This window comes from Virgibacillus tibetensis (assembly GCF_036026595.1).
GTDB classification, from domain to species: Bacteria; Bacillota; Bacilli; order Bacillales; family Amphibacillaceae; genus Virgibacillus_P; species Virgibacillus_P tibetensis.
On sequence record NZ_JARZFX010000001.1, the window covers coordinates 612905 to 637452 of the forward strand.

At 36.6% G+C, this 24548-nt stretch carries 20 protein-coding genes and 1 pseudogene; 4 read left to right on the forward strand and 17 right to left on the reverse strand.

Annotation, left to right across the window (positions count from 1 at the left end):
- Positions 1-4 precede the first annotated feature (4 nt).
- From QGM71_RS03475 to QGM71_RS03510, 7 genes are all read right to left on the reverse strand, one after another.
- Positions 5-421 (reverse strand): PH domain-containing protein, encoded by a 417-nt coding sequence (locus QGM71_RS03475; RefSeq protein WP_327606115.1) that lies wholly within the window; start codon positions 419-421, stop codon positions 5-7.
- A 229-nt stretch (positions 422-650) separates the two neighbouring features.
- Positions 651-803, reverse strand: a complete 153-nt coding sequence (locus QGM71_RS03480; RefSeq protein ID WP_327606116.1) for a hypothetical protein — start codon at positions 801-803, stop codon at positions 651-653.
- Between the two features lie 475 nt (positions 804-1278).
- Positions 1279-2091, reverse strand: a complete 813-nt coding sequence (locus tag QGM71_RS03490; RefSeq protein ID WP_327606117.1) for an ABC transporter permease — start codon at positions 2089-2091, stop codon at positions 1279-1281.
- Positions 2084-2734, reverse strand: a complete 651-nt coding sequence (locus QGM71_RS03495) for an ABC transporter ATP-binding protein (protein WP_327606118.1) — start codon at positions 2732-2734, stop codon at positions 2084-2086. The genes QGM71_RS03490 and QGM71_RS03495 overlap by 8 nt, the downstream gene beginning before the upstream one ends.
- 1049 nt (positions 2735-3783) lie before the next feature.
- The gene (locus QGM71_RS03500; protein WP_327606119.1) at positions 3784-4647 is read right to left on the reverse strand and encodes a 5'-3' exonuclease; all 864 of its coding nucleotides are present in this window, start codon (positions 4645-4647) and stop codon (positions 3784-3786) included.
- Positions 4647-8303 (reverse strand): dynamin family protein, encoded by a 3657-nt coding sequence (locus QGM71_RS03505; RefSeq protein WP_327606120.1) that lies wholly within the window; start codon positions 8301-8303, stop codon positions 4647-4649. Before QGM71_RS03505 ends, QGM71_RS03500 begins: the two co-directional genes overlap by 1 nt.
- Positions 8304-8375: 72 nt before the next feature.
- Entirely contained in the window at positions 8376-8846 is a 471-nt protein-coding gene (locus QGM71_RS03510; RefSeq protein WP_327606121.1) for a CBS domain-containing protein, read from the reverse strand.
- A 96-nt stretch (positions 8847-8942) separates the two neighbouring features.
- Between QGM71_RS03510 and QGM71_RS03515 the strand changes: the two genes are divergently transcribed.
- The 4 genes and pseudogenes from QGM71_RS03515 to QGM71_RS21780 form a co-directional block, all read left to right on the forward strand.
- Positions 8943-9134 (forward strand): HU family DNA-binding protein, encoded by a 192-nt coding sequence (locus tag QGM71_RS03515; RefSeq protein ID WP_327606402.1) that lies wholly within the window; start codon positions 8943-8945, stop codon positions 9132-9134.
- A 337-nt stretch (positions 9135-9471) separates the two neighbouring features.
- Positions 9472-9849, forward strand: coding sequence for a hypothetical protein (locus QGM71_RS03520; RefSeq protein WP_327606122.1), 378 nt, complete (start codon positions 9472-9474; stop codon positions 9847-9849).
- A gap of 98 nt (positions 9850-9947) precedes the next feature.
- On the forward strand, positions 9948-10733 hold the full coding sequence (locus QGM71_RS03525) for a TraX family protein (protein ID WP_327606123.1): 786 nt from the start codon (positions 9948-9950) through the stop codon (positions 10731-10733).
- A 633-nt stretch (positions 10734-11366) separates the two neighbouring features.
- Positions 11367-12758, forward strand: a pseudogene (locus QGM71_RS21780) (Tn3 family transposase); the annotation flags it as partial.
- A gap of 134 nt (positions 12759-12892) precedes the next feature.
- Here the strand turns inward: QGM71_RS21780 and QGM71_RS03545 are convergent.
- From QGM71_RS03545 to parC, 10 genes are all read right to left on the reverse strand, one after another.
- Positions 12893-13363: a flavin reductase family protein gene (locus QGM71_RS03545; RefSeq protein WP_327606127.1), complete on the reverse strand. Its 471-nt coding sequence runs from the start codon at positions 13361-13363 to the stop codon at positions 12893-12895.
- A 207-nt stretch (positions 13364-13570) separates the two neighbouring features.
- Positions 13571-15100 (reverse strand): acyl-CoA carboxylase subunit beta, encoded by a 1530-nt coding sequence (locus QGM71_RS03550; protein WP_327606128.1) that lies wholly within the window; start codon positions 15098-15100, stop codon positions 13571-13573.
- 17 nt (positions 15101-15117) lie between these two features.
- On the reverse strand, positions 15118-15900 hold the full coding sequence (locus QGM71_RS03555) for an enoyl-CoA hydratase (protein ID WP_327606129.1): 783 nt from the start codon (positions 15898-15900) through the stop codon (positions 15118-15120).
- A gap of 10 nt (positions 15901-15910) precedes the next feature.
- On the reverse strand, positions 15911-16813 hold the full coding sequence (locus QGM71_RS03560; protein ID WP_327606130.1) for a hydroxymethylglutaryl-CoA lyase: 903 nt from the start codon (positions 16811-16813) through the stop codon (positions 15911-15913).
- Between the two features lie 36 nt (positions 16814-16849).
- Positions 16850-17062 (reverse strand): acetyl-CoA carboxylase biotin carboxyl carrier protein subunit, encoded by a 213-nt coding sequence (locus QGM71_RS03565; RefSeq protein WP_327606403.1) that lies wholly within the window; start codon positions 17060-17062, stop codon positions 16850-16852.
- Positions 17063-17071: 9 nt separating this feature from the next.
- Positions 17072-18427, reverse strand: coding sequence for an acetyl-CoA carboxylase biotin carboxylase subunit (locus tag QGM71_RS03570; RefSeq protein ID WP_327606131.1), 1356 nt, complete (start codon positions 18425-18427; stop codon positions 17072-17074).
- 10 nt (positions 18428-18437) lie between these two features.
- Positions 18438-20072: an AMP-binding protein gene (locus QGM71_RS03575; RefSeq protein WP_327606132.1), complete on the reverse strand. Its 1635-nt coding sequence runs from the start codon at positions 20070-20072 to the stop codon at positions 18438-18440.
- Positions 20073-20096: 24 nt separating this feature from the next.
- Positions 20097-21239 (reverse strand): acyl-CoA dehydrogenase family protein, encoded by a 1143-nt coding sequence (locus tag QGM71_RS03580; protein ID WP_327606133.1) that lies wholly within the window; start codon positions 21237-21239, stop codon positions 20097-20099.
- Positions 21240-21307: 68 nt separating this feature from the next.
- Entirely contained in the window at positions 21308-21919 is a 612-nt protein-coding gene (locus QGM71_RS03585; RefSeq protein WP_327606404.1) for a TetR/AcrR family transcriptional regulator, read from the reverse strand.
- Between the two features lie 135 nt (positions 21920-22054).
- Positions 22055-24505 carry a DNA topoisomerase IV subunit A gene (gene parC, locus QGM71_RS03590; protein ID WP_327606134.1) on the reverse strand — a complete coding sequence of 817 codons (2451 nt, stop codon included), beginning with the start codon at positions 24503-24505 and terminating at the stop codon, positions 22055-22057.
- Positions 24506-24548 lie beyond the last annotated feature (43 nt).

The window sequence follows — 24548 nt, forward strand, 5'->3', positions numbered from 1 at the left end:
GAGGTTAATTACTTACATTCAAACGATTATCTAATAAAATAGTTGGATTTATCTCTAGAAGATCTTTTATAAACTTTTGCTGATCCACAGGTGAAATCGAGATTACGTCATATTTACTGCACAATATCTCGATTTTATCCGTTGATAATGCAGGAGCCATAAATGGATTTTTGTTCTTATTTATTCTTTTTATATCCTTAATATGTATTGTTTGTCGAATGGGTCCATACCTTACTTTGATCTGTTCATTTTCAATTTTATAATCAGTCTTAAACCAGAACCATAAAAGAACTAAAGCCAAAGGTAACATAAATAAAGCTGCTGTAACATCCCCTGTAATTAAGGGAACCACAACTCCTACTGATGCTACACCCCATAATAATAATGTCAGCCACCAATCTTTTTTTGAAGGAAAATACATAGTTAATTCCTCCTCTCCATACCTGTTAATTCTTCATTATAAATTGCCTATTTATAATTATATCCTACATGCTTATTATAACCAAAAATTTTACATATCATTTCATTGTTTCCCTTAACTAACCGGCACTTATTTGGTATATATTGGATTTAAAATAATGAGTTATATTTTATATTACGGACAGACTAACTTCTATAAATGAAAATAAACCATTTTGGAATCAACATCGTTATATTAGATGTGCCATAATTGGTCTGCTTTCATTTAAAAAAATCAAAAGGAGTGTTAAATAATGGAAAACAACCGCAATATCAATAACAATAACGATAATCGAAACAACCGCAATAACCGCAACAACAATAACAACAATAATAACAATCAAGAGGTAAACAACGTAGAATTTGCGAATGAATTTCTTGATAACAACAACAATAACAACAATAATAATAACAGAAACAATAATAACAACAACAACCGTAACAACAATAATAACCGCAATAGATAATGAACTTAAACATGTTTATAAACCTGTATCACAATTTATATACGTGATACAGGTTTATTGTCATTTTTATTTTAGTTTTTTAATGCTTTTACAGCAGGTCCTTCTATGACTTCTCCAATCTCGCGGAAACTCGATCCATGACTCTCACATTACAACCCGGGTGGATACATGTTAATAAGTCAACCAAATGAAGGCTTCCCTCTTCATCCCTGTATGCTCCGACAACTTCTCCTTGCACATTTACAATATATCCCCTGTTTGTTATTCAGGTCGTTGGCATCCTTGACAAGAGCGGAATCACCATAATTGGAACTATTCCCGCTTTCTTTCCCTGGTAAAGAACTAAAATCAACTATTTACTGGAATCGATTTTAGTTCTATTAAATGTAAATTGTTTTTGTTCATTAAAAAATGTTTTGTATGCTAAATGAAGAAATATAACTACTGTTATAGAAACAGTACCAGCTACTCCGAGCATGATAGCTATCTGGTATTTTACGGCAGTTACCGGTGAAGCACCTGCTATAATCTGACCTGTCATCATACCTGGCAGGAATACAATGCCCATACCTACCATGGAATTAATTGTTGGCAGCATCGCTGAATCAAACGCCTGATTCAGTATTGTCTTTGAAGCTTCCTTTGGAGATGCTCCAAGCATTAGGGCACCTTCTACTTTTTCTTTCTGCTCTTTCATGCCAATCAATAGATTGTTTATACCTAAAGTGATACCTGTCATGGCATTTCCAATAACCATCCCACCTATCGGAATAAAAAACCGCGGATCATACCAGGGATCGAGATTTAAAACAACAAGTATAAAGAAGGCCAAGCTCACACTGATTCCTGAGCCCATTGCTAAAGCAATCATTTTCTTAACCGGCGGCTGAATACTGATAGTGGATCGCTGGTAGACATTGAAAATAGCAAAGCCTAACATAATCAGGACAATTAGCAACGTGATGATTGGATGAGGATATTCAAATACATACATTAATAAATAGCCGACCAAAACGAGTTGGACTGTCATTCTGACTGTAGCTATGACAATTAATTTCTCACGAGGAATTTTCTTTATTCGTACAATAATTAATATAACAATAATAAAAAGGTATGCAGCTATTAACTGCCATAAGGCCAGGTCTATTGCATCTGCTTCATTCATCATTATGCTCCTTCATTGCCACAGTTTTACTGAATCTATCCATATATATAATTTTATCTGCAACCAATTCCCCCAATTGTTTGTCGTGGGTAATCATAACCATTGATTTTTGATTCGCTTTTACATATGCAACAAACGTTTTAATGACAAGGAGTGCAGTAGAATCATCTAGCGCTGAGGATGGTTCGTCCAAAAGAAATACATCTCCATCCATCAAAAGGACCCGGGCTAAAGCCAATCTCTGTTTCTCCCCGCCTGATAAATCAGCAGCGTTAGCTTCTAATGTCTTATTTAATTTCATTTCTTTTAGTGCATTATTCAACCGTTCATCATCAACTGCTGGCTTTTCTGCAAATCTTAATCCAATTAATAAATTATCACGGACTGTTCCATCAAAAATCACAGGTGCCTGAGGAACCATGATAACTTTCCGACGTAATTCAACCGGATCGCTCTTCCGTATATCATCGTTTCTATAATAAATTATTCCTTCATCAGGTGTATCTAAATTATTCAAAAGCCTTAAAAAAGTCGATTTACCACTTCCACTTTGGCCTACAATACAGGTTACAGACTGATCCTCAATTTGCAACTCTTTTATTTCTATTATATTTGCAACTTTTAAATTCTCTATTTTAAACAAGTTTAAGAACTCCCTGCTAATTGGATCAATTCGCATAATAAATCGATCCTTATAATCTTCACTTAGTATTCCAGTAGCACTCCAAACTATTTTAACTACATTACTTTTTTAGAACATGCAATTAAATAATTTAGGCCTCATATCCCTACCAAATTCAATAATAGCCGTTATTGATCTAAATTCATATAAACTAGTCTTTATCTATTGTTCCGTATTAACAATTCACTTACTTCTTATTTACTAGTTTATTTAAAATAGCTCACGTTTACCAGTTAAACAAATCAATATTTGTATATGCTGCTGCTTTATTAGTTCTATCCCATAAACACATAATTAATGACACTCATCACAGCCCATTTCAAATACCCCATCCAATAAATAACATACCCTACCCCGTACCTGTACATACCCTACATGTCGTTAGTTGTACGGGGGTGGGTATGGTTAATTCTTGTGGTTAGCTAACCAGTTGCACCTATGTTATATATGTGGTTTGGAGGTTTGCAGGGTATATATATTACAAGAAAGAACAAAAGCGCAGGGCGCCCGTTTAGGGACGTACGGACTGCGCCTGAGCTTCGCGGGTGGGTCGACGTTGCCGCGCAAAGCGGCGTACTTAGTCGATCTTCCCCTGCCGCAGGAGGTTCACTCCAAAGTATAAGATTTACTTAGATGTTCGCCATTCCTGGCGATAAGTCAAGTTCAGGTGGTGTAGCGCTGGTTTTTTGCGCTACATGAATGACTAAAAGGAAACATACCCCTTCTTAGGGGTATGCCGGCGTTGGGTGCAAAGCCCGGTTTTAGTCGGCCTTCCTTATCCTTAGGAAGCCGATGTTGAGTTAGATTACGGAGGTGAAGGAAGTCTCGCTAGTCCCTGGGCGCTGGCCGATGAAAACGCCACGTCCTGTGGCTTCATCGGCACTAGGACGTCCTTTCCGTCGGAGCTGGACTTGGCTGTTCAAGTGTAAGGATTAATTGCAGCCAAAAATTTCTTTCTTACCTTATAAATAAAGCCCCAGCAGAATTTTGCCAGGGCTTTATAACTGATTCTATAATAATTTGGCTAGATTTTTAAATTCCAGCTCGGTAAACTTTTCTTCTACTTTTAGTTTATCATATTCCCATAATGCGCCTTCTAAATGACAACTGACAGGTACATCACATTTAATCTCAGCAAGTACTCTGGAAAGGTGCAGCATATCCTTGTTTGTTTTTATTTTTGTTTGAACTCCATTTGGTAATCTATCAATATTATCCAATATAACTTCTATTGTTCCATATTCCTGGATAAGCTTAAGTGCAGTTTTTTCACCTATACCCTTAACTCCAGGATAGTTGTCAGAAGCATCACCCATAAGCGCCTTTAAGTCAATTATCTGCTTTGGTTGGATTCCCTTTTTATCGTAAAAATTCTCCTGATCGAAAACTTCGTAATTTCCTTGACCTTTTCGCATAATTGCAACACGAACATGCTCATCAACTAGTTGCAGTATATCATGGTCACCAGTCAGAATGGTCACCTCGTTTTCCATAGCATATAGTTTTGCCAGTGTGCCTATGCAGTCATCAGCTTCATAGTTCTCCAATCCAATGTTAGGCATATCAAATACCTCAACCACTTCTTTAATAAGATCAAATTGTGGAATGAGCTCCACAGGCGGATCCGATCTATTTGCTTTATAACCATCATATAAATCTGTACGAAATGTCTTACTACCCATGTCCCAGCAACAAACTACATGGGTAGGCTTAAACGTATCTACTGCATCTAAAAAATAGCGCATGAACTGATAAACGCCGTTGGTAGGGACCCCTTTACTCGTTACCATAAAGTTCCCCCGAAATGATGTAGCGAAGAAACCACGGAATAGCAAAGCCATCCCATCTACCAGTAAAACTTGGTTTTTATTCATTAAGACACTTCCTCTACAGCATATTTCTTCAAAATACTTTCAATCAATTGGTTTTTCTCTGTAAGCTCATTCATATTCACTGGAGCGCTCAACATTTCTAAATTGCTGTCTATATGCATAGTTATATTTCGTTTAACATCCATTTTAATTTCCTCGATAATTTGATTCCATTCCATTAAATAGGCTTGGTCCATTATAGACCTATTTTCATCAATATAGTGCTGGGCGATAGGTTTCAATATATCATAGATGCTATCCTTCATTACCTCTTTCTCATTTTTTTCAAAGAAAGATTTTGTACCTTTAAAAGTCGATAGTGCTCTGTCAAATTGATGAGTGTCTATCATTCGGAAAGCTTGCTCAAAAGTCGGTGTTTCTAGATTCACTGGGTCCATGTTAGGTAGAATAAAGGTTTCAACTACTTGATTAGATCTTTTGGCGATCTCATTATAAACTTCTTTTCCAAGACTAGTAACATGTGATTCGATCCTCAGGGAAACAGCTTGCAGCTCCTGCAGCAATTCAAATGCAATATAATCCAATAAGTTCTGTAAACTGTTATGCAATTGTACGTGAGCCTTTTTCCCTGATTCAGTTATTGTGGTTGGGTTAAATGCTTCTTTAAACATATCATGAAATCTTATACCTAATCTCTCTAATACATAGTATAGCTGCTTATCAATCTTTTGACTGATTTGTTCTTCATAAGTTACTGTAACCCGTTCAGAAGCCAGCTGTTCAAGCATTTCTTTCTTAGAAAACAACTCCCGTTTAAATTCACCTTTTTCCTTCTCACCTAAATTTGCTGATGCTAAGTAATGTTGTAACGTATCATAGGTACGTTTTATATCCCATATCGTGGATTCAGTAGTTAAAGCAGTCAAATCATTATGAATAAATTTATTAAAGTTTTCTTCAAAAGTAGCCATTTGCTCACTAAGGGCCTTATTTTTCTGTTTAGCTTCGAGAGCTTGTTTACTGGACAGCGGATATAGTCTCGGAAAACGAATACCCAGCTGTATTAATTGTTCCTGCACATAATTGGTAACTACACGAAGCTCTCCATCATCTTTTGCTAAATCAGAAGCATTTATTATGAAAAACATTTTATCTAATTGAAAGGTATCCTTCACACGTCCTAATTGCGTGAGAAAATCCTTATCTGCTCTGGATAATGCGTGGTTATAATACGTCACATAAAGAATAGCATCTGCATGTTTGATATAGTCAAATGCAACATTTGTATGACGGGCATTCACAGAGTCTGCACCAGGAGTATCAACAAGAGTAATTCCTTGCCTGGTTAAAGCACAATCATAATAAAGATCAATAGACTCAGCATAACAAGCCTTTGTCTCATCTGTTACGAATTCTGCAAAATCCTCCAATGTAATTTCAATTGTTTTTCCGATAAACTCTTTATTTTCCTCATATCCAGTAATCATTGCTTGTAAATATGACTGATACATTTTGTTTAATTGCTGGTTTTGATGTATTCCATTGGTTTGCACCCATTGCAGCAAAGATTTAAAATCAGTAGCTTCTGGTTTGAAATTTTTGGTAATTTGAGCTAAATCTTTACTCAATGTTTCGTCGTCTTTAATCGTTACAATCACTGTACCATGCTTATGTTTATCTGTTACTGGTGATATGCGATTTACTGTTGCCGTTGTCGGATTAGGGGAAACCGGTAACAACTTCTCTCCTAGTAACGCATTAGCAAAAGATGATTTCCCTGCACTGAAGGCACCAAATAGAGCAATTGTATAGGAGCGGTTAGCTAAGCGATTTTGCTTTCTTTTTAAATCTTCAATAATACCTTGAAAACCAGGCAGGTCCTCTACCGTGTTAACAGTTATCTTCACGCTTTCAATAACACTTTCAATGGATTGAATAGATTGTACCTTCTTTTTATTACCTGTTTCTCCAACTACTGATGTGGATTCATTTGTAGTTGTTTGATTACGTTTATTTGACGAACTATCACCTTTTACGTATGTTTGTTTTGCCTTTATTGCTTTTTGTACGGCTTCCCATGCATCTATTTCATTAGTTGGGGAATCAAGCTGTTCGTCAACATGTTTAAATTTTTCTTCTAGCTCTGCTTGTATAGCATCCTTATTCAATTTTAAAGAATAAACATCCGTTAAATCATGCAACTGATCATTATAGGATTCTAGCAGATTCTGGTTTTGATCAGTAAGCTTGCTTCTAATTATATCTTTTAAATTGCGTGCCTTTTGCTTAAAGCTATTTTTAATATCAGTTGATACATCATTTGTATAGTGCAGCACATAATCCCCGTTTAATTTCGCTCCAGGTTTAATCAATTTAATAAGTTCATCACCTGAATATATAACTGTCAATTCCTGAATTTGCTTCTGGATATTGGGATCGGTTATCTCATACTGTTTTAGTAAATTAGTGAATTTATCACGCAGCTTCCACTGAATAGTTGCATCTATACTGGCTTGCAATGCATTCAAAAATACATTAAGTCTAGACTTTCTTTCGTCTGCTGTCTTTTTCTTGGAGCCTAATAAACCCACTTTGAAATCATGTTGTTGTGATTCCAGAAATGAAGTTGCTTTATCTCTTAGGTCAGAAGGCATGAGATATGCATTTTTTAACGTGTTTTGTAGTTCGTTTTGAAAATCCTTTTCCAATTCCGTCGGCATATTTTGGACATCATTTATTTTATTTTCCAGTTGATCTATTTTTGAAAAGTCTATTTCCAAGTCATCTTGTGTATTCGACAATATAGAATATTGATCTTCATATTCTGTTTTCAGATATACTTTATGTTCATTTATAACATGGTTAATAGAACGTTCGATGCTAAAGTATTGCTCTTTCTCTTCATACATTATAGAAAAAAGTTTATCTTTAATCTCTTCAAATTGATTATAATTCACAGAAGGATTTAGTAACGAAGAATAGAATATACTTTTTGGTTCAATTCCCCATTGATCAAACGTTTGTTTAATACTTGTATCAAACATAGTAAATGGTAATTCTTCCTCATCATGCTTATCAATCTGGTTGACTATTACATAAAATGGAATCGATTTTTCCTGTAGTGATTGCAGGAATTGCATATTAACCTCTGATTGGACATGATTATAGTCCATTACATAAAAAAGAGCATCTACTAAATACATCGAAGATAATGTCATTAATCGATCAGCGTCGTCTGCTGCATCAATTCCAGGGGTATCCATTATCGAACAGCCAATAGGAATGATTGACTCTGATGTACTGATTTCGATCTTTCTAATTGCATCTCTGTCTTTAGAATAATCTTTAATCATATCAATGTCATAAGGCTCATTGTACTCAACAGGTTGATCATGATGAAAGTAAACACGAGCTACACCTTCTCCAGAAGTTAATTTGACTATAGTTGCACTTGTGGGAATCGGACTCTTAGGAAGGATATCTGCATTGAAAAGCGAATTAATCATTGATGATTTCCCAGCAGAAAAATGACCAGCGAAACTGACCAATAATTCTTTTTTTTCTAGCTTTTCATACAGTTCAAGTATTTTTGCAGCATTTGTCTTATCATTGTTATCAATCATCACTTGATACAAAGCGACTAAATGGTGTAACTTTACATGTGAATTTATTCTATCTTTTAATATCAAGCTGTTCATGTCCTTTCTCTTATCCATACTAGCGTCTATTATACGAGATTCAGCAGTGTTTTTCTACCTAATATCGCTATATTACACCCTAAAATCTTTTATCAGTTTGGTCGTAATATAATGTATTAAATCTCCTCGACTAAGAACACCGACCACCTGATTATCCTTATTAATTACTGGTATCTTCTTAAAGCGGTATCGGGAGAATATAGATAGCGCCTCATCAATATTATCATTCGGTTGAACATTATGGATATTTTTCTTACGCATTATCTCCCCTACAAGATTGTTCATGGAATAAGATAGTCGATGGGTTAGCTCTTCTTTTTCACTGACCACTACAAGTGGGAACATGTCATACACTGTTCTGCTTTTCGGCTGCAAATAGCGGATCACATCACCATCACTAATCATACCTATTAATTTATTGTCCTTATCAACCACAGGAACTCCACCGATACTATTCGTGGACAAAATTTCCAACAACTGTTTAATTGTCGTTTCTTTAGTAACACTAATTACATCCTTAATCATAAAATCTTTTATCTTCATATGTTCCTCCATAAGTTGTGTTTTATCTTTTGTTCAGGATAAATGTACCATAATAACAGCAGAATAGCTTTTAGTACTCTTACATAAAAACCAACCATCAAAGGACTCTTTTACTTATCAAGACGTTCTTCTCGCATTGGTAGGAACCCAGTCACCGGGGAGGAATTTGACGTCCCGGAGCGAGAAGCGATGGCGTTCAGAACGAGCCCTGCTTACGCCAAGCGTTTGCGTGAGCGCCGTAAGGTAATAGCCAAACAGCGAATGAATAAAGAGGCACCATCTGAATAAACAAATTCATGACACCACTCCTTTCTAAAAGGGGTGGTGTTTTTGTTTAGTATAAAAAAACCGGAAGATAGATTAACAAATCGAATAATCGCATTGCCGGCCAGGGTGACAGGTATTTTTTCTCACATACGGAACAAATTTTATAAATTATAACATAATTTCGAAAATATTGTGGTATTATGGAGCAGAACAAAATTAAAGGAGGAATAATATGTAAAAATTAGTAGTTTTAGTAATTGGTGTTTTAGCAGTTTTAGTTTCGTTCACAGCCGTATCCGCAGAAGAATCATTTGAAGTTAAGCACAACGATGAGGCAGAGATATTAGAGAATGTTGGAGTGTCCTCCGAACCTCCTGTTTTCGATGATGGGGAAGAAGGAGAAGTATCCATACATGGTTTAGACCCACCCGGTTCTGTATGGGATGTTACTAGAAAGGGTCAATATGACTTTGCCGGGAAAGCCTCGGGGTCTACTTTGTATACAAATTATTTGATAACTGGTAAAAGCTCTTATAGGTTAGAAATTAAAAATATTCAGAATGACACTTTGAGGGTAGATCTTATGAAAAGGAATAGTTGGATAGACTCCAGAGTTGCAACTTATAACCTAAGTGCTAAATCAACTCGTTATACGTTCCCAAGCGGCTTGGATAGTTCAGGCCACTATTACTTAAAATTTTATGCTCCTAGTGAATTTTCCGGAAACATACGATAAGATAAAAACATAGATTTGCATAATAGTATTTTTCAAACGCCAAAGAAAAACTTTGGCGTTTGTCTTTATACACGCATTTATATTAAGGGAGAAAACTCATGACAAGTACTCAGCTAAAAATCATTGCACTGATCGCCATGTTTATTGACCATTACGGATACTTTATACCAGGGACACCCGAATGGATGGGGTGGATAGGGAGGATTGCAGCTCCGGTCTTTATCTATTGCGTAGTTATCGGTTTCAAAAACACTTCCAACAGAACAAAGTATTTGGTACGCTTGGGCGTAGCTGCAGTTGGAATGAGTTTCCTGAATCTATTTATAAACTTACGTGTTTACTATACAGATTTGAACAACCTGTATCTTGAGCTGAACTTCTTCTCTACTTTATTTTTAATAACCTTTCTAATTATGCTGCTGAAAAATAAGAAAATAAAACTTCTTCTATTGTTCTTTGGTTGGCAATTTGCTTCTCTTTTCTTATTCAGCTTACTGGAAAACGCTGGGTTGCTAGTTCGTCCAATCGCAATATTCACAACGCAAATTTCTGGAAACCTTCTTGTAGTTGAGGGTGGCCTTCTAATGATCTTATTGGGCCTTTTCTTTTATTTTGCGAATGATAATAAATGGAGAGTTACGGTGGGTTATAGTTTTTATTGCCTCGCGATGTTCTACTCTGTGCGAAGATGGGGGTGGAGTTTGGCGGGAATAAACCAAGAATTATTTGGGTTTGTTAATTATCAATGGATGATGATTTTCGCTTTGCCATTGTTGTTTTTATATAACGGGAAAAAAGGGATCGGGATGAAGTACTTATTCTACATATTTTACCCTCTGCACATCGCAATACTTTGGTATATAAGCACTCTTATATTATCTTGAGTAATTGTAAATGATATAGACGCACCTGCTGTTCTGGCGGGTGTTTTCTTTTTGGTTGGAAAAAGAAAACCATCGCTTTCCACCCTAAAACCGATGATGAATAAAGGGGTACCGCCAACATTCCGGAAATTTTGTACGATAAGAAAGCACTCCACCCAAAAAAGGTCGATTTCCTGTACGTTAAGGAAACGACCTTGTATTTGTCATATTAACTATGGACCAAAATATCTTTTTCACATAAAGGAATCATTTCGGTTATTAAAGAATCCATTTATATTTATGTCTTTATAGCAATCATCAATCCAGTTGACCAATTGAGTTTTATAACCGTTAAACTTGTTCTGGATTCTAGATCATTTATTAAATTCTTTATCTTTTCTCCATGCTCTTTAGGCCATCCTTCTTGAGGAAGGAGGTCATCAATAATATAAAACTGCCTTTATTTAATAGCTGTAGCGTTTCATCTAATACTCGGAGTTTACCCGGCCATGTATCCGCAAATATGAAATCAAACGTATGATCGTGCAGGGACTTGATCAATTTTTCACCATCACCTGTAACAAATTCGACTCGAGAGTCATTACTTAAATGCTCTTTAGCAATTTGATGTAACTGATTATCTGTATCAACTTAGCATTAGAGAATGGGAATACCGTGTATTTAATTCGCAATGCGATAGATGTATTACGCAAGGAAAAAATAATACTGCCAGCAATTCCAACAATCGAGAGAATGGTTTGGTTTGCTAAGACCCGTGCAGAGAAGAAAATCTATTCCATATTAAACAGTAATCTTTCAGGGATCCATAAACATGAATTAGAAAAACTGATTGATTTAACTGTAAAGAATAGTAAAACAAAATTGGCTTGGCTTAGGGAAATTCCCGGTCAATCATCACCAGATTCTTTTTTAAAGGTCATACAAAGATTAAAGTATATTAAAGAAATGAATATTACAGTGGAAGCTTCATTGATACATTCTAATAAACTTTTACAATTGGCTCGAATTGGATCAAGATATGAACCTATTCTTTTAGACGATTTAAAGAAGAAAAAAGATATGCATTATTGATCGACCACTTATTAACTCTCTCTCAAGACCTAACTGATCATGCTATTGAAATTCATGACAGGCAAATGATGGTGTTACAAGCTAAAGGCAGAAAAACTCAGGAAGAAATGCAAAAACAGAATGGTAAATCAGTTAATGAAAAAGTTGTACATTACGCAGATATTGGTGCTGCTTTAATTACTGCAAAAGAATAGGGAATTGATCCTTATGTCGCACTAGAAAGGGTAATGCCTTGGGAGAAAATCGTGGAATCCATTGAAGAAGCTAAAGTGTTATCAAGACCAATGTTATGACTATTTAGATTTAATCAAAACTCGATTTAATTATTTAAGGAAATATACACCCAGTCTATTAGAGTCTTTAAAGTTTAAATCGATTAAATCAGCAGAGCCTTTATTGAAAGCATTAGAAACCATACGTGAATTAAATGATTCTGGGAAAAGGAAAATTCCTGATGGTTCACCTTTAGATTTTGTTCCTAAACGTTGGCAAAAACATGTTTTTGATGATGAAGGAAACATTAATCGTCAATATTATGAAATGGTAGCTTTAACAGAACTCAAAAACCACATACATTCAGGAGATGTTTGGGTTGAAGGTAGTCGGTTACATAAGGATTTTGAAGAGTATTTAGTATCTAAAGACGATTGGGAATTAGTAAAAGTCAAAGGAACTAAGCTAGCTGCTAATATCAGTTTTGATAAGTATATTCAGGAGAGGATAGAAACTCTAAACGCAAAAATTCAATGGATTTCAAAGAATATAGATAAGATTGAAAGTATCAACATAGAAAAACAAAAGATACATGTGGAGAGATTGCAAGCCGATACACCTGAAGAATCTAGAAAATTTAGTTTATCTCTTTATAATATGCTTCCAAGAGTTAAACTCACTGATTTATTAATGGAAGTTGCGAAATGGACGGGTTTTCATGAGCTTTCACACAAATCAACCACCTAATTCTCTCAGACCATTAAATAAAACTTAAACCAATAACAAAAGCCAAATTACTTAACGTACAAGAATTTGGCTTTAATCATGTCGAAATTTGCTTAGCGTACAAAATTCCCGAAATGTTGGCGGTACCCCTATAAGGACTGGATGTTTCGGTATTTACCACCATAAAATAATATAGGGTCTGGATCAGCCTTTTCCATCCTAACCTCAGAAACCTCCGCAATGAAAATCATATGATCTCCCGCTACTGCTGTTTCTTTTACATGGCAAGATAAAGTAGCTATCGAATCTTTAATAACAGGTATATTGTTTTGTTTAATAATTGGGATATCTCTGTCTTTTTCCATTTGTTTTGCAAAAATCATCGATAACTCTTTTTGGTCTTCTGATAATATACTTAAACCAAATTCTTTCGTTTCTTGCAGTTTTTCATACATCCTAGCTCTTTCATCTATCGATATGGCAATCAATTTAGGTTTTAATGATACTGACATAAATGCATTTACTGTCATTCCCATAACTTCACCATTGTAGTCAGTTGTGACAATCGTAATGCCGGTCGCAAATTTGCCCATTGCATCCCGAAAAAGTCTTTCCTCCATAATTGGAATTCCCCTCTTTTCTAAAAGTACCTTCACTTCACAATAGCATTTAAAGCTGAAAATTTAAATAAAGATGCTTTAGAGTTAACATAATAATATTATTGTTAACTTAATAGTAATTACTAGTAATAATATAATGTATGTATTGGTAATTATTATTGTTAAATAAAATAGAAATGAAGATATTTATATCTTCATTTCTAAGTTTTACACTGGATACACACCATGTTTTCTTTCTGTGAAAGTAATATTTTTAGCTTCATACAGGGAGAAACGACTGGATAATTCATCTCTAAGCTTATCTGGGTCTACTACTGCATCAATTACCATTTCTGATGCAAGTCTGTAAATATCAATGTTATCCTTATATTCATCCTGCTTTTCTTTAATAAATGCCGGTCTTTCCTCTTCCGGTAATGCAGCTATTTTATTTGCATAAACAGCATTAACAGCTGCTTCTGGTCCCATTACAGCAATCTGTGCTGTTGGCAACGCAATACAGCAATCCGGTTCAAAAGCAGGTCCTGCCATTGCATACAACCCTGCTCCGTATGCTTTCCTTACAATTACAGAAATCTTAGGAACCGTAGCCTCACTCATCGTTGCCAGCATTTTAGCACCATGTCTAATAATTCCAGCTCGTTCCACCTTTGTACCAATCATAAATCCAGGGATATCGGCCAGGAACAGTAATGAAATATTAAATGCGTCGCATAGCTGGATAAATTTAGCTGCTTTATCTGCTGAATCCGGGAATAGTACCCCGCCCTTCATACGTGGCTGATTCGCGATAATACCTACTGTTTTACCATTAATTCTAGCAAGTCCAGTAATTAGTTCTGGTGCAAATTTCTTTTTAATCTCACAAAAGCTTTCTTCATCTATAATTCTATTAATTAAGTCATGCATATTAAACGGTGCATTTTGATTTTCAGGAATTATATCTGTGATCGTTTTCTCGAAGTTTTTTGCCTCTTTAGCATCTACAGTTTCAGGTTTTTGTCTGAAGTTAGCAGGGAAATAGCTTAAGTAGTTTTGTGCATATTCTATTGCTTCTTCCTCTGATTTAACCAAAACATCTCCACAGCCGGATACTGAACAATGCATATTGGCACCGCCCATTTCTTCCAGGCTGACTTTCTCGCCGATCACCTTTTCTGCCATGCGTGGGCTGCCTAAATACATGGAAGCATTCCCATCAACCATAATAACAATATCACAGAATGCGGGAATATAAGCTCCTCCTGCTGCAGATGGTCCGAAGAGTAAGCAGACCTGAGGTACACGTCCAGATAATTTTATCTGATTATGGAATATCCGCCCAGCCCCCCGTCGACCCGGGAACATTTCAATTTGGTCAGTTATTCTGGCTCCTGCTGAATCAACCAGGTAGAGCATTGGTATTTCCAATTTTTCAGCGGTTTCCTGAATGCGAATAATCTTTTCAACTGTTCTTTTTCCCCATGAACCGGCTTTTACGGTCGAATCGTTTGCCATCACACAAACTGACTGACCATTTACTTTACCAATCCCGGTTACTACACCATCTGCTGGTAAGGTATCGTCCATGCAATTAGCAAAAAATGCGTCCTCAATATTCATACCTTCGTCAAATAACAGCTCTAAGCGTTTGCGAACAAACAGCTTTCCTTTTTCTTCATTCTTTTGATGATACTTTTCAAGACCACCTTTCTCTATTTTTTCCATTCTTTTCTGTAAATCTTCAACATATGACATAAAATGCCCTCCTGTTTTTATTTCCCTTTATATATCGGCTTTCTTTTCTCTCTGAACGCTTCTAATCCTTCTTTACGGTCGGATGTTGGTATAGTTTCTTTGTAACATAAATGCTCTAGAGCTAATCCGGTTGATAAATCTGTTTGGATTCCTTTGTTAATAGCAGTCTTTGCTTGTTCCAGTGCAATTGGGCCATTGCCAGCGATTTTATTTGCAAGTTGCACTGCTGTTTTCAGCAATTCATTATACTCAACTACTTGCTCCACCATCCCAATTTTTAGTGCTTCGTCAGCAGTGACTCTCTCCGCTGTATAAATCAGTCGTTTTGCCTGACCTAATCCAATAAGCCTTGTAAGGCGCTGTGTGCCCCCAGCCCCCGGTATAATAGCCAGTGAAGTCTCTGTTAAACCTATGTTAGCATGAGTTGCTGCTATCCGAAGATCACACGCTAAAGCTAATTCTAGTCCACCACCGAATGCAACACCATTTAATGCAGCTATAACAGGCATTTTCATCTCTTCTACAGCAGTTACGGTGTCACCGATATAACGAACTGCAGCAATAACCTGCTCATCGGACATTCCGTTTCTCTCTTTCAGATCAGCTCCTGCAGAGAAAGCTTTCTCATAGGCTCCTGTAATTATTGTACAATAGACAGATGTATTGTCATTAACTTCATTAATAATTTCATTAAGCTTATCCAGTAATGCTTTTGACATCGCGTTAGCAGCCTCAGGTCTGTTCAGCGTAATCACTGCCACATGTTCATCAACTATGTTCAATTCAATTAACGTTGTCATGCGTACCTCCTTACAATGGTTGACTATTTAATATTTTCATTTGATGACTTGATAGATTCTTTACGTATTTTTCAATATAAAAAGCAGCATTGATTACTTTATTTTCATCAATTCCTGTATTAACTCCCATCCGATGCAACATATATAGTAAGTCATCCGTAGCTAAGTTTCCTGAGGCTCCTTTTGCGTAAGGGCAACCACCCAGACCTCCAACAGCGCTATCAAATTTAGTAATACCTAAGTTCATTGCTACTAATACATTGGCTAGAGCAGTTCCTCTTGTGTCATGAAAATGCATTGCAATCTTTTCCTTTGGAAAGTAGCTTAATAGTTTTGAAGTTACTTGTTCCACTTGTAATGGATCGGCAACACCGATTGTATCTCCTATAGACAGTTCATCGATTCCCATTGTAAATAGTTTATCGCAAATGGTGATAACCTTTTCAGTATCTATACTACCTTCATAGGGACATCCGAATACAGTTGAAACATAGCCTCTGACAGTTTTTCCTGCTCCTTTAGCTTCCTTCGACACGTTTTTTAAAACAGGTAGTGTTTCACTTATTGTTTTATTTATATTATTTTTGTTATGTGATTCGCTTGCAGATAAAAATAAACATACTTCATCCACATTTACTTCTAATGCCCGCTCCAGTCCCTTTAAATTAGGGACTAAAGCAGCATAAGTAACATCGGGATTACGCTTAATTTGTTTCGCTACCTCTGTTGCATCCTTTAATTGGGGAATCCAATCGGGATGAACAAATGAAGAGATCTCAATATAAGAAGTTCCAGTTTCGGAAAGCATATTAATCCATTCTATTTTTGCTTCTAGTGGGACCATTTCAGTTTCATTCTGCAGCCCGTCACGTGGGCCAACTTCTTTAACAATAATTTCACCTGGAAAGTTCAATCGCAACCCTCCTATTTAATTTTGTACGATTTATTTTTACTCAATAATTGCAATTACATCGCCTTCGTTAACAAAATCGCCTTCGTTTACTTTTAACTCTTTAACCGTACCCGCTTCTTCGGCACCGATCGGAATCTCCATCTTCATTGATTCCAATATCACAATATCTTGACCTTCCTCTACACTTTCCCCTTGGGCTACTGTTATTTTCCAAACGCTTCCTGCCATACTTGCTTTTACTTCCATAATTATTCCTCCTTAGTTTGTTTTCATTTCCGGTAAATAATGTTCTTCAACAAATGCTGTCGAAATATTTCCCTTTTTAAATTGTTCATTATCCACGACTTTTAAAAGCATGGGGATATTCGTTTTTATACCTTCTACTTTGTACATGAGAAGCGCATCCTTTAATAAGGAAATCGCTTCATTTCTCGTTGTACCCTTAACGATGAGCTTTCCAATCATCGGATCATAATAAGGTGTAACATCAAATCCACCTGTTACTGCTGTTTCATTGCGGATATGTTCACCTTCAGGCATCACAAACGTGGTGATATGACCTGGCGATGGAAAAAATGTTACCGGATCTTCCGCATAAATCCGTACTTCAATTGCATGCCCATTAATAGCCAAATTTTCCTGTGTAATCTCTAACTTTTTCCCATTTGCTATTTTCAACTGTTCTTCAACAATATCCAGTCCTGTTATCTCTTCTGTTACAGGATGTTCAACCTGGATTCTCGTATTCATTTCAAGAAAATAAAAATTTTCGTCTTCATCCACTAAGAATTCAATAGTGCCTGCATTTGTATAACCAAGTGCTTTAGCGGCCTTCACAGATGCTTTTCCCATCGCATCCCTGGTTTGCTGCGAAATGAACGTCGATGGTGCCTCTTCAACAACTTTTTGATTCCGACGCTGTATAGAGCAATCTCTTTCGAATAAATGAACTACATTTCCGTGGTGATCAGCTAAAAGCTGGATTTCAATATGACGGGCATTTTCTAATTTTTTCTCCATAAACATTGACCCATCACCGAAAAATGTTAAGGCACGCTTTGAATTACTTTCGAATGCTTTCGACAGCTCTTCGTCAGAAGATACGACTTGCATCCCAATTCCCCCACCACCTGCAGACGCTTTTAACATCACCGGATAACTGATACCGTGGGCAATTTCTATCGCCTCCTCTATCGACGATATAGCCACATCAGTTCCAGGAACTACCGGGATACCCGCTTTTTGCATTGCAATTCTTGCTTCAATCTTACTTCCCATTTGCTTCATAACTTTACTGCTGGGACCAATGAAAATAATACCTTCTTGATCACATTTTTCTACGAATTGATCATTCTCACTCAGGAAGCCATAACCAGGATGAATTGCATCTGCACCTGCCTCTTTTGCAACTGAGAATATCTTCTCTGTATTTAAGTAACTATCGTTGACACGTGGTGGGCCTATCAAATAACTTTCATCTGCCAATGAAACATATGGAGCTTTTTGATCTGCTTCAGAATAGACAGCAACAGTTATAATTCCCAGTCTTTTGCAAGTTCTGATAATGCGTGCTGCTATTTCCCCGCGATTTGCTATAAGTACTTTTTTTATCATAAACTCTCTCCTATTTCTGAAGTTGTTTTATAGCGCTTTCCTTCAACTTAAATTTTTGAATTTTGCCACTGGCTGTCATTGGATACTCATCGATGAACTCAATGTATTTAGGTATTTTATGTCTCGAAATATTGCCTTCACAAAATTTCCGAATATCATCAGTTGTTGTTTGTTTACCTTCCTTCAAAATGATCCATGCCATAATTTCTTCTCCAAGCCTTTCGTCCGGTAAGCCTACTACTTGAACATCCAATACATCTGGATGCTGGTATAAGAACTCTTCTACTTCCCGCGGATAAATATTCTCTCCCCCACGGATAATCATATCTTTTATTCTTCCTGTAATTTCCAAATAGCCATTTTCATGCATAACCGCTAAGTCTCCTGTATGAAGCCAACCATCATCGTCGATTGCTTCATTCGTTGCGGCTAGGTTATTATAATAGCCTTTCATAACATGATATCCTCGGGTAAGCAGCTCACCGGGAATGCCAACTTCCTGTTCTGTATTTGTACCGGGAATGGTTATTTTTACTTCAACATTCGGATGTGGTTTACCTACCGTGCTTACTTTCAACTCAATAGGATCATCCGTTCTTGTCTGTGTTATAACGGGGGAAGACTCAGTTTGCCCATAAGCAATTGTAATCTCCTGTGCCCCCATTTTCTCCATTACGTTTGTCATTACTTCAATCGGACAAGTAGAACCAGCCATAATCCCTGTACGCAAATGGGACAGGTCATAAGAACTAAAGTCAGGATGATTTAATTCTGCAATAAACATTGTTGGTACTCCGTGAAGTGCCGTGCATTTTTCCTCTGCTGCCGCCTGCAGAACTTTCTCTGCATTGAATTGTTCCAGAATAACCATTGTTGTGCCTTTCGAAACAGCAGCGAGTACACCTAATACACATCCAAAGCAATGGAAAAATGGGACTGGAATACAGAGCCTGTCTTCATAGGTTAATTTCATACAGTCAGCAATTTGGTTTCCATTATTAACGATATTATAGTGTGTCAGCATAACTCCCTTAGGAAATCCCGTCGTACCTGATGTATACTGCATATTAATTACATCATCATAATGTAAAGTCTTTTTGCGTTCCTCCAATTCACCAAAGCTAACAACTCTTCCGTAATCCATAATCTCTTCCCATGTATAACTATAGGAATAGTCATTGTCACTTAATACAATAATATTTTTTAAAAGCGGCAAAACTTCAGAATTTAATTTTCCTTTTTCAGCACCTGTCAATTCCGGACAAACTTGTTTTAGAATATCTATATAAGAAGTTCCCTTATAACTTTCTGCCATTATTAACGTTGTCGCTTCTGATTGCTTTAAAAGATACTCTAATTCTTTTGCCTGGTAATTTGTGTTCACTGTCACTAGTACTGCTCCCATTTTTCCTGTAGCAAATTGGGTAGTTAGCCATTCAGGTTTATTATCTGCCCAAATAGCAACGTTTTCCCCTTTTTTAATTCCTAGCGACATGAAGCCTTTTGCTGCCTGATCTACCATTTCATTAAATTCCTGATACGTCTTGCGTAAATTTAATTCTGGGTAGATAACTGCTTCATGATCGGGATATAAATTCACTTGTTCTTCTAATAATTCACCAACTGTTGATTTAATAAGAGACATGAATTTTCTCCTTTCTATTGAATACTAGCAGCCTAGTTGTCTGGCAATTACTAAACGTTGAATTTCAGATGTGCCTTCTCCAATTTCTAATAGTTTCGCATCACGTAAGTATCTCTCAACCTCGTATTCACGCATATAACCATACCCACCATGAATCTGGATCGCTTGATTAGCAGCACGGAAGGCAGTTTCTGTTGCGTAAAGCTTGGCATATGCTGCCTCTTTGCTGAATGGTTTCTCATTATCTTTCAACCAAGCTGCTTTGTGAACTATATTTCTAGCAAGTTCAATTTCCATAGACATATCAGCCAACTTAAATTGAATAGCCTGGAAGCTGGAAATCGGTTTACCAAACTGAGTTCTTTCTTTTGCGTAGCTTAGCGCCTTTTCCAGTGATGCTTGAGCTATTCCTAATCCTAGTGCTGCGATAGAGATTCTACCACCGTCAAGCGTATACAAAAATTGCTTGAACCCTTTTTGAGGATCCCCAAGAAGGTTTTCTTTAGGTACACGTACATTCGTCAGTACGATTTCTGCTGTATCTGAGCCACGAACACCCATTTTGTCGTAATTACTAGTGATTTTCACGCCATCAGTATTTGTTGGAACAATAATCGCCGAAATAATATTCCTGCCATTTTCATTTTTTCCTGTAACTGCTGTTACAATAATGGTTTCAGCAAAACTCGCATTTGTAATAAAACACTTTTCCCCATTAATAACATAGTCGTCACCATCAATTGTCGCTGTAGTTTTGGTACCACCTGCATCAGAGCCAGCATTAGGTTCAGTTAATCCAAAGGAACCCAGAGCCGTACCATTTGCTAATGGTGTTAGGAACTTTTCCTTTTGTTCTTCTGTACCAAAATAATATATTGGACTGGCTCCGAGCGATACTGCAGCAGCATAGCTCAAACCGGTGCTTCCACATACTCGGCCAATTTCCTCGACTGCCAGCGCATAAGAAAGCGTATCTCCACCTGATCCTCCATATTCTTCAGGAAAAGGTATTCCCAATAAGCCCAACTTTCCCATCTGATCAAAGATATCAACTGGGAATTTCGCCTCTGTATCAATCTCAATGGCTCTTGGTTGAATAACCTTTTCAGCAAAATCTTTCACCATCTTCTTTATCATCTGTTGCTCTTTAGTCAATTCAAAATTCATGCTCATCCTCCTGATATTTAGCAGTGAGACCGACTGGTTGGTCTGTTAAAGCTGTTAAAAAACTTCTTTTATACAGAAAAGAAGGGTTTCTCAATTAATATATCCTCATACGTTGCACTTGATAGTGTTTCTACTTGCAAGACAGCATGTAAAATTAAGTCTACAAAAATATCTCCAATTTCATCAATTGTTTTATCACCTGATTGCTGATACCACTTATATGTCCAGTTCACCATTCCGAGAATGGCCATTGCAGTAATTTCTACTGGCAGGTCTTCCCTGAATTCTCCACATAATTTTCCTTCCTTGATCGCTTGAATAACAATTTGTTTAAATTGGTCCCTTTTAATCTTGACCAGGGTTTCATACTGAGGTTTTAAGTAAATATTTTCTTGATAAAAAACAGAAATATGAGGTTTATAAAGGTCAAATACTTTTACAAAATCCTTTATAATTGCCTGCAGTTTCTTCGTTGGTGACTGGTATGTATCATTAGCGATAGTTGCTTTTTCCAGCACATAGGTTATAAACGTATCGTGAATAACGAACAGCAGCTCATCCTTAGAAGTGAAATGATGATAGAATCCCCCTTTGGATGTCCCTACATCTTCGACAATTTGGTTAACTGTTACACCATGAAAACCATTCTTCTCAAACAATAGTAAAGACGACTGAATAATCTTATGACGTAAATCCGTATTAAACCCTCCTTCAGAAAATTTATTTTAATCTTACCATATATTGTTTAAAATATAAAGCGCTTTCATTTAAACTCATAAAACAGACAGCTTATAGTAAACTGTCTGCTAAGCATATTAGTCTTTTGTATCATCAAATGGTTTGCGGTAGGTAGCTTCCTTCCATGCTTCAGTAACTTCACCATGGTTATCTGCATCAATGACGAATGAACCATTGCTGGAACGGTCACTAGTTGATAATTCCAAAGGAAAAATAGTGTGTGATTCACCATTAGTAGTTTGGAAACTAATCGTATCATTTTCATTTACTATGAAAAATCCTCTGACTCGATGTGGTTTACTTTTAAGTTCTCTTAACATAACTAATCCACGTTTAGCGCGGCTGGTTTTTTCAAATTCTCGTAACTTCATTCGTTTACATGCGCCGCGCTGAGTAATTAAAACGACCGTAGGTTCAGATAAGTCATCAAAGACCTCCCCGTTAACCACATATTCATTTTCCTTAAGTTGAATTGCCTTCACCCCGGCAGCGCGCTGTCCGACTACAGACACATCTGATTCATGGTACCATAAGCCAAATCCTTTGTTCGAGGAAATAAACACATCTGAATTGCCGCTTGTTTGGTATACATTTACCACTTCATCATCTTTTTTCAGATTAAGAGCAATTAATGCTTTAGAGTGTCTTGATGCATTATAAAGCTTGAACTCACTTCGTTTCACCATTCCATTTTTTGTAAAGAATAACAGGTAATGATCCTCTGCAAATTCACGAACAGGAATACATTGGACGATCCGTTCATCTTTTTCGAAGGTAACAATGTTTGAGATATGCTGGCCAATATCCTTCCAGCGAATATCTGGTAATTCGTGTACGGGCAGTATTACGTATTTACCTTTATTAGTAAACAGAAGTAGTTTATCTGTGGTGTTTAACTCTGTCAAACCAATTAAATGATCCTCTTCTTTCATGGCAAAATCCTGGCCATTCGAAGCACCGTAGGAACGAAGGCTCGTTCGTTTAACATACCCATCTTTCGTTACTGAAGTAAGCACATCTTCACTCGCTACCATTACTTCTATATTAATTTTCAGCTCTTCTATTTTGTCTTCAATAACTGTTTTTCTTTTATCTGCAAATGTCTTTTTTATTTGCTTCAGGTCTTTTTTGATTGTTTGATAAAGCTTTTTTTCACTATTTAAAACAGACTCCAGCTCTACTATACTATTTCGAAGCTCAGCTGCTTCCTTTTCCAATGAGGTTATATCTGTATTTGTCAATCGATATAATTGAAGCGTTACGATAGCCTCTGCTTGTGCATCGGAAAATTCAAATTTAGCAATAATTTGTTTCTTCGCATCTTGTTTATCTTTCGATGAGCGAATGGTAGCAATTAATTCATCCAAAACAGAAATCGCTTTAATTAGACCCTCTACAATATGAGATCGGTCTCTTGCTTTTTTCAGATCAAATTCTGTTTGTTTAGTTACTATTTCTTTTTGATGAGAGATATAGGCATCAAGCATCTGTGGTAAGGATAATAGTTTCGGGGTTTTATCTTGAATTGCCACCATATTATAATGGTAGGTTAACTGTAAATCTGTATTTTTATAAAGGTAATTTAATATACCCTCACTGTTAACGCCTTTTTTAAGTTCTACAACAACCCTTAAACCAGTTCGATCTGTTTCATCTCGAACCTCCGCAATCCCCTCTACTTTACGATCAATCCGCAATTCATCCATTTTTTTTACCATATTTGCTTTATTTACTTCGTAGGGAACTTCATCAATAACAATTTGTTGGCGATCCCCACGAAGGTCCTCAATCTTAGCTTTTCCCCGAATCATTATCTTTCCGCGACCTGTTTCAAACGCCTTCTTTATACCGTCAATACCCTGTACAATTCCTCCAGTTGGGAAATCAGGACCTTTTATAACATCCATCAGTTCATCCACGGTAACGGAGTCCTTCTCCAATTTCATTATTACAGCATCAATAACTTCTGCAAGATTGTGTGGAGGTATATCAGTTGCGTATCCTGCAGAGATACCCGTCGACCCATTGGCTAAAAGATTTGGAAACTTTGCAGGTAATACAACTGGTTCAGAATTGGTATCATCAAAATTCGGAATAAAATCCACCGTTTCTTTGTCAATGTCCCGTAGCAATTCAGAGGCAATAGTAGAAAGACGTGCTTCCGTATAACGCATGGCAGCAGGTGGATCACCATCAATACTTCCGTTATTACCGTGCATTTCTATTAACACATTCCGAACTTTCCAGTCCTGACTTAAACGAACCATTGCTTCATAAACTGAAGAATCACCATGTGGATGGTAATTACCTATTACAGTACCAACGGTCTTGGCAGATTTACGAAAATTTTTATCGTGTGTATTCTTTTCTTCATGCATTGCATATAGGATTCTGCGCTGAACAGGCTTTAAGCCGTCTCTTGCATCCGGCAATGCTCTTTCTTGAATAATGTATTTACTATACCTTCCAAATCTATCCCCTACTACTTCTTCTAACGAAAGATCTAAAAAAGTTTCTGGTTGTGTCAAACCAACCCCCCCTTTATGTTAATTATTTCTATATTTAAGTTTT

Coding starts and splice junctions, on each gene's coding strand:
- QGM71_RS03570 (WP_327606131.1), bottom strand. CDS start 18,427: ATGATAAAAAAAGTACTTATAGCAAATCGCGGGGAAATAGCAGCACGC.
- QGM71_RS03505 (WP_327606120.1), bottom strand. CDS start 8,303: ATGAACAGCTTGATATTAAAAGATAGAATAAATTCACATGTAAAGTTA.
- QGM71_RS03525 (WP_327606123.1), top strand. CDS start 9,948: ATGACAAGTACTCAGCTAAAAATCATTGCACTGATCGCCATGTTTATT.
- QGM71_RS03510 (WP_327606121.1), bottom strand. CDS start 8,846: ATGAAGATAAAAGATTTTATGATTAAGGATGTAATTAGTGTTACTAAA.
- QGM71_RS03575 (WP_327606132.1), bottom strand. CDS start 20,072: ATGTCTCTTATTAAATCAACAGTTGGTGAATTATTAGAAGAACAAGTG.
- QGM71_RS03580 (WP_327606133.1), bottom strand. CDS start 21,239: ATGAATTTTGAATTGACTAAAGAGCAACAGATGATAAAGAAGATGGTG.
- QGM71_RS03475 (WP_327606115.1), bottom strand. CDS start 421: ATGTATTTTCCTTCAAAAAAAGATTGGTGGCTGACATTATTATTATGG.
- QGM71_RS03490 (WP_327606117.1), bottom strand. CDS start 2,091: ATGAATGAAGCAGATGCAATAGACCTGGCCTTATGGCAGTTAATAGCT.
- QGM71_RS03500 (WP_327606119.1), bottom strand. CDS start 4,647: ATGAATAAAAACCAAGTTTTACTGGTAGATGGGATGGCTTTGCTATTC.
- QGM71_RS03545 (WP_327606127.1), bottom strand. CDS start 13,363: ATGGAGGAAAGACTTTTTCGGGATGCAATGGGCAAATTTGCGACCGGC.
- QGM71_RS03555 (WP_327606129.1), bottom strand. CDS start 15,900: ATGACAACGTTAATTGAATTGAACATAGTTGATGAACATGTGGCAGTG.
- QGM71_RS03550 (WP_327606128.1), bottom strand. CDS start 15,100: ATGTCATATGTTGAAGATTTACAGAAAAGAATGGAAAAAATAGAGAAA.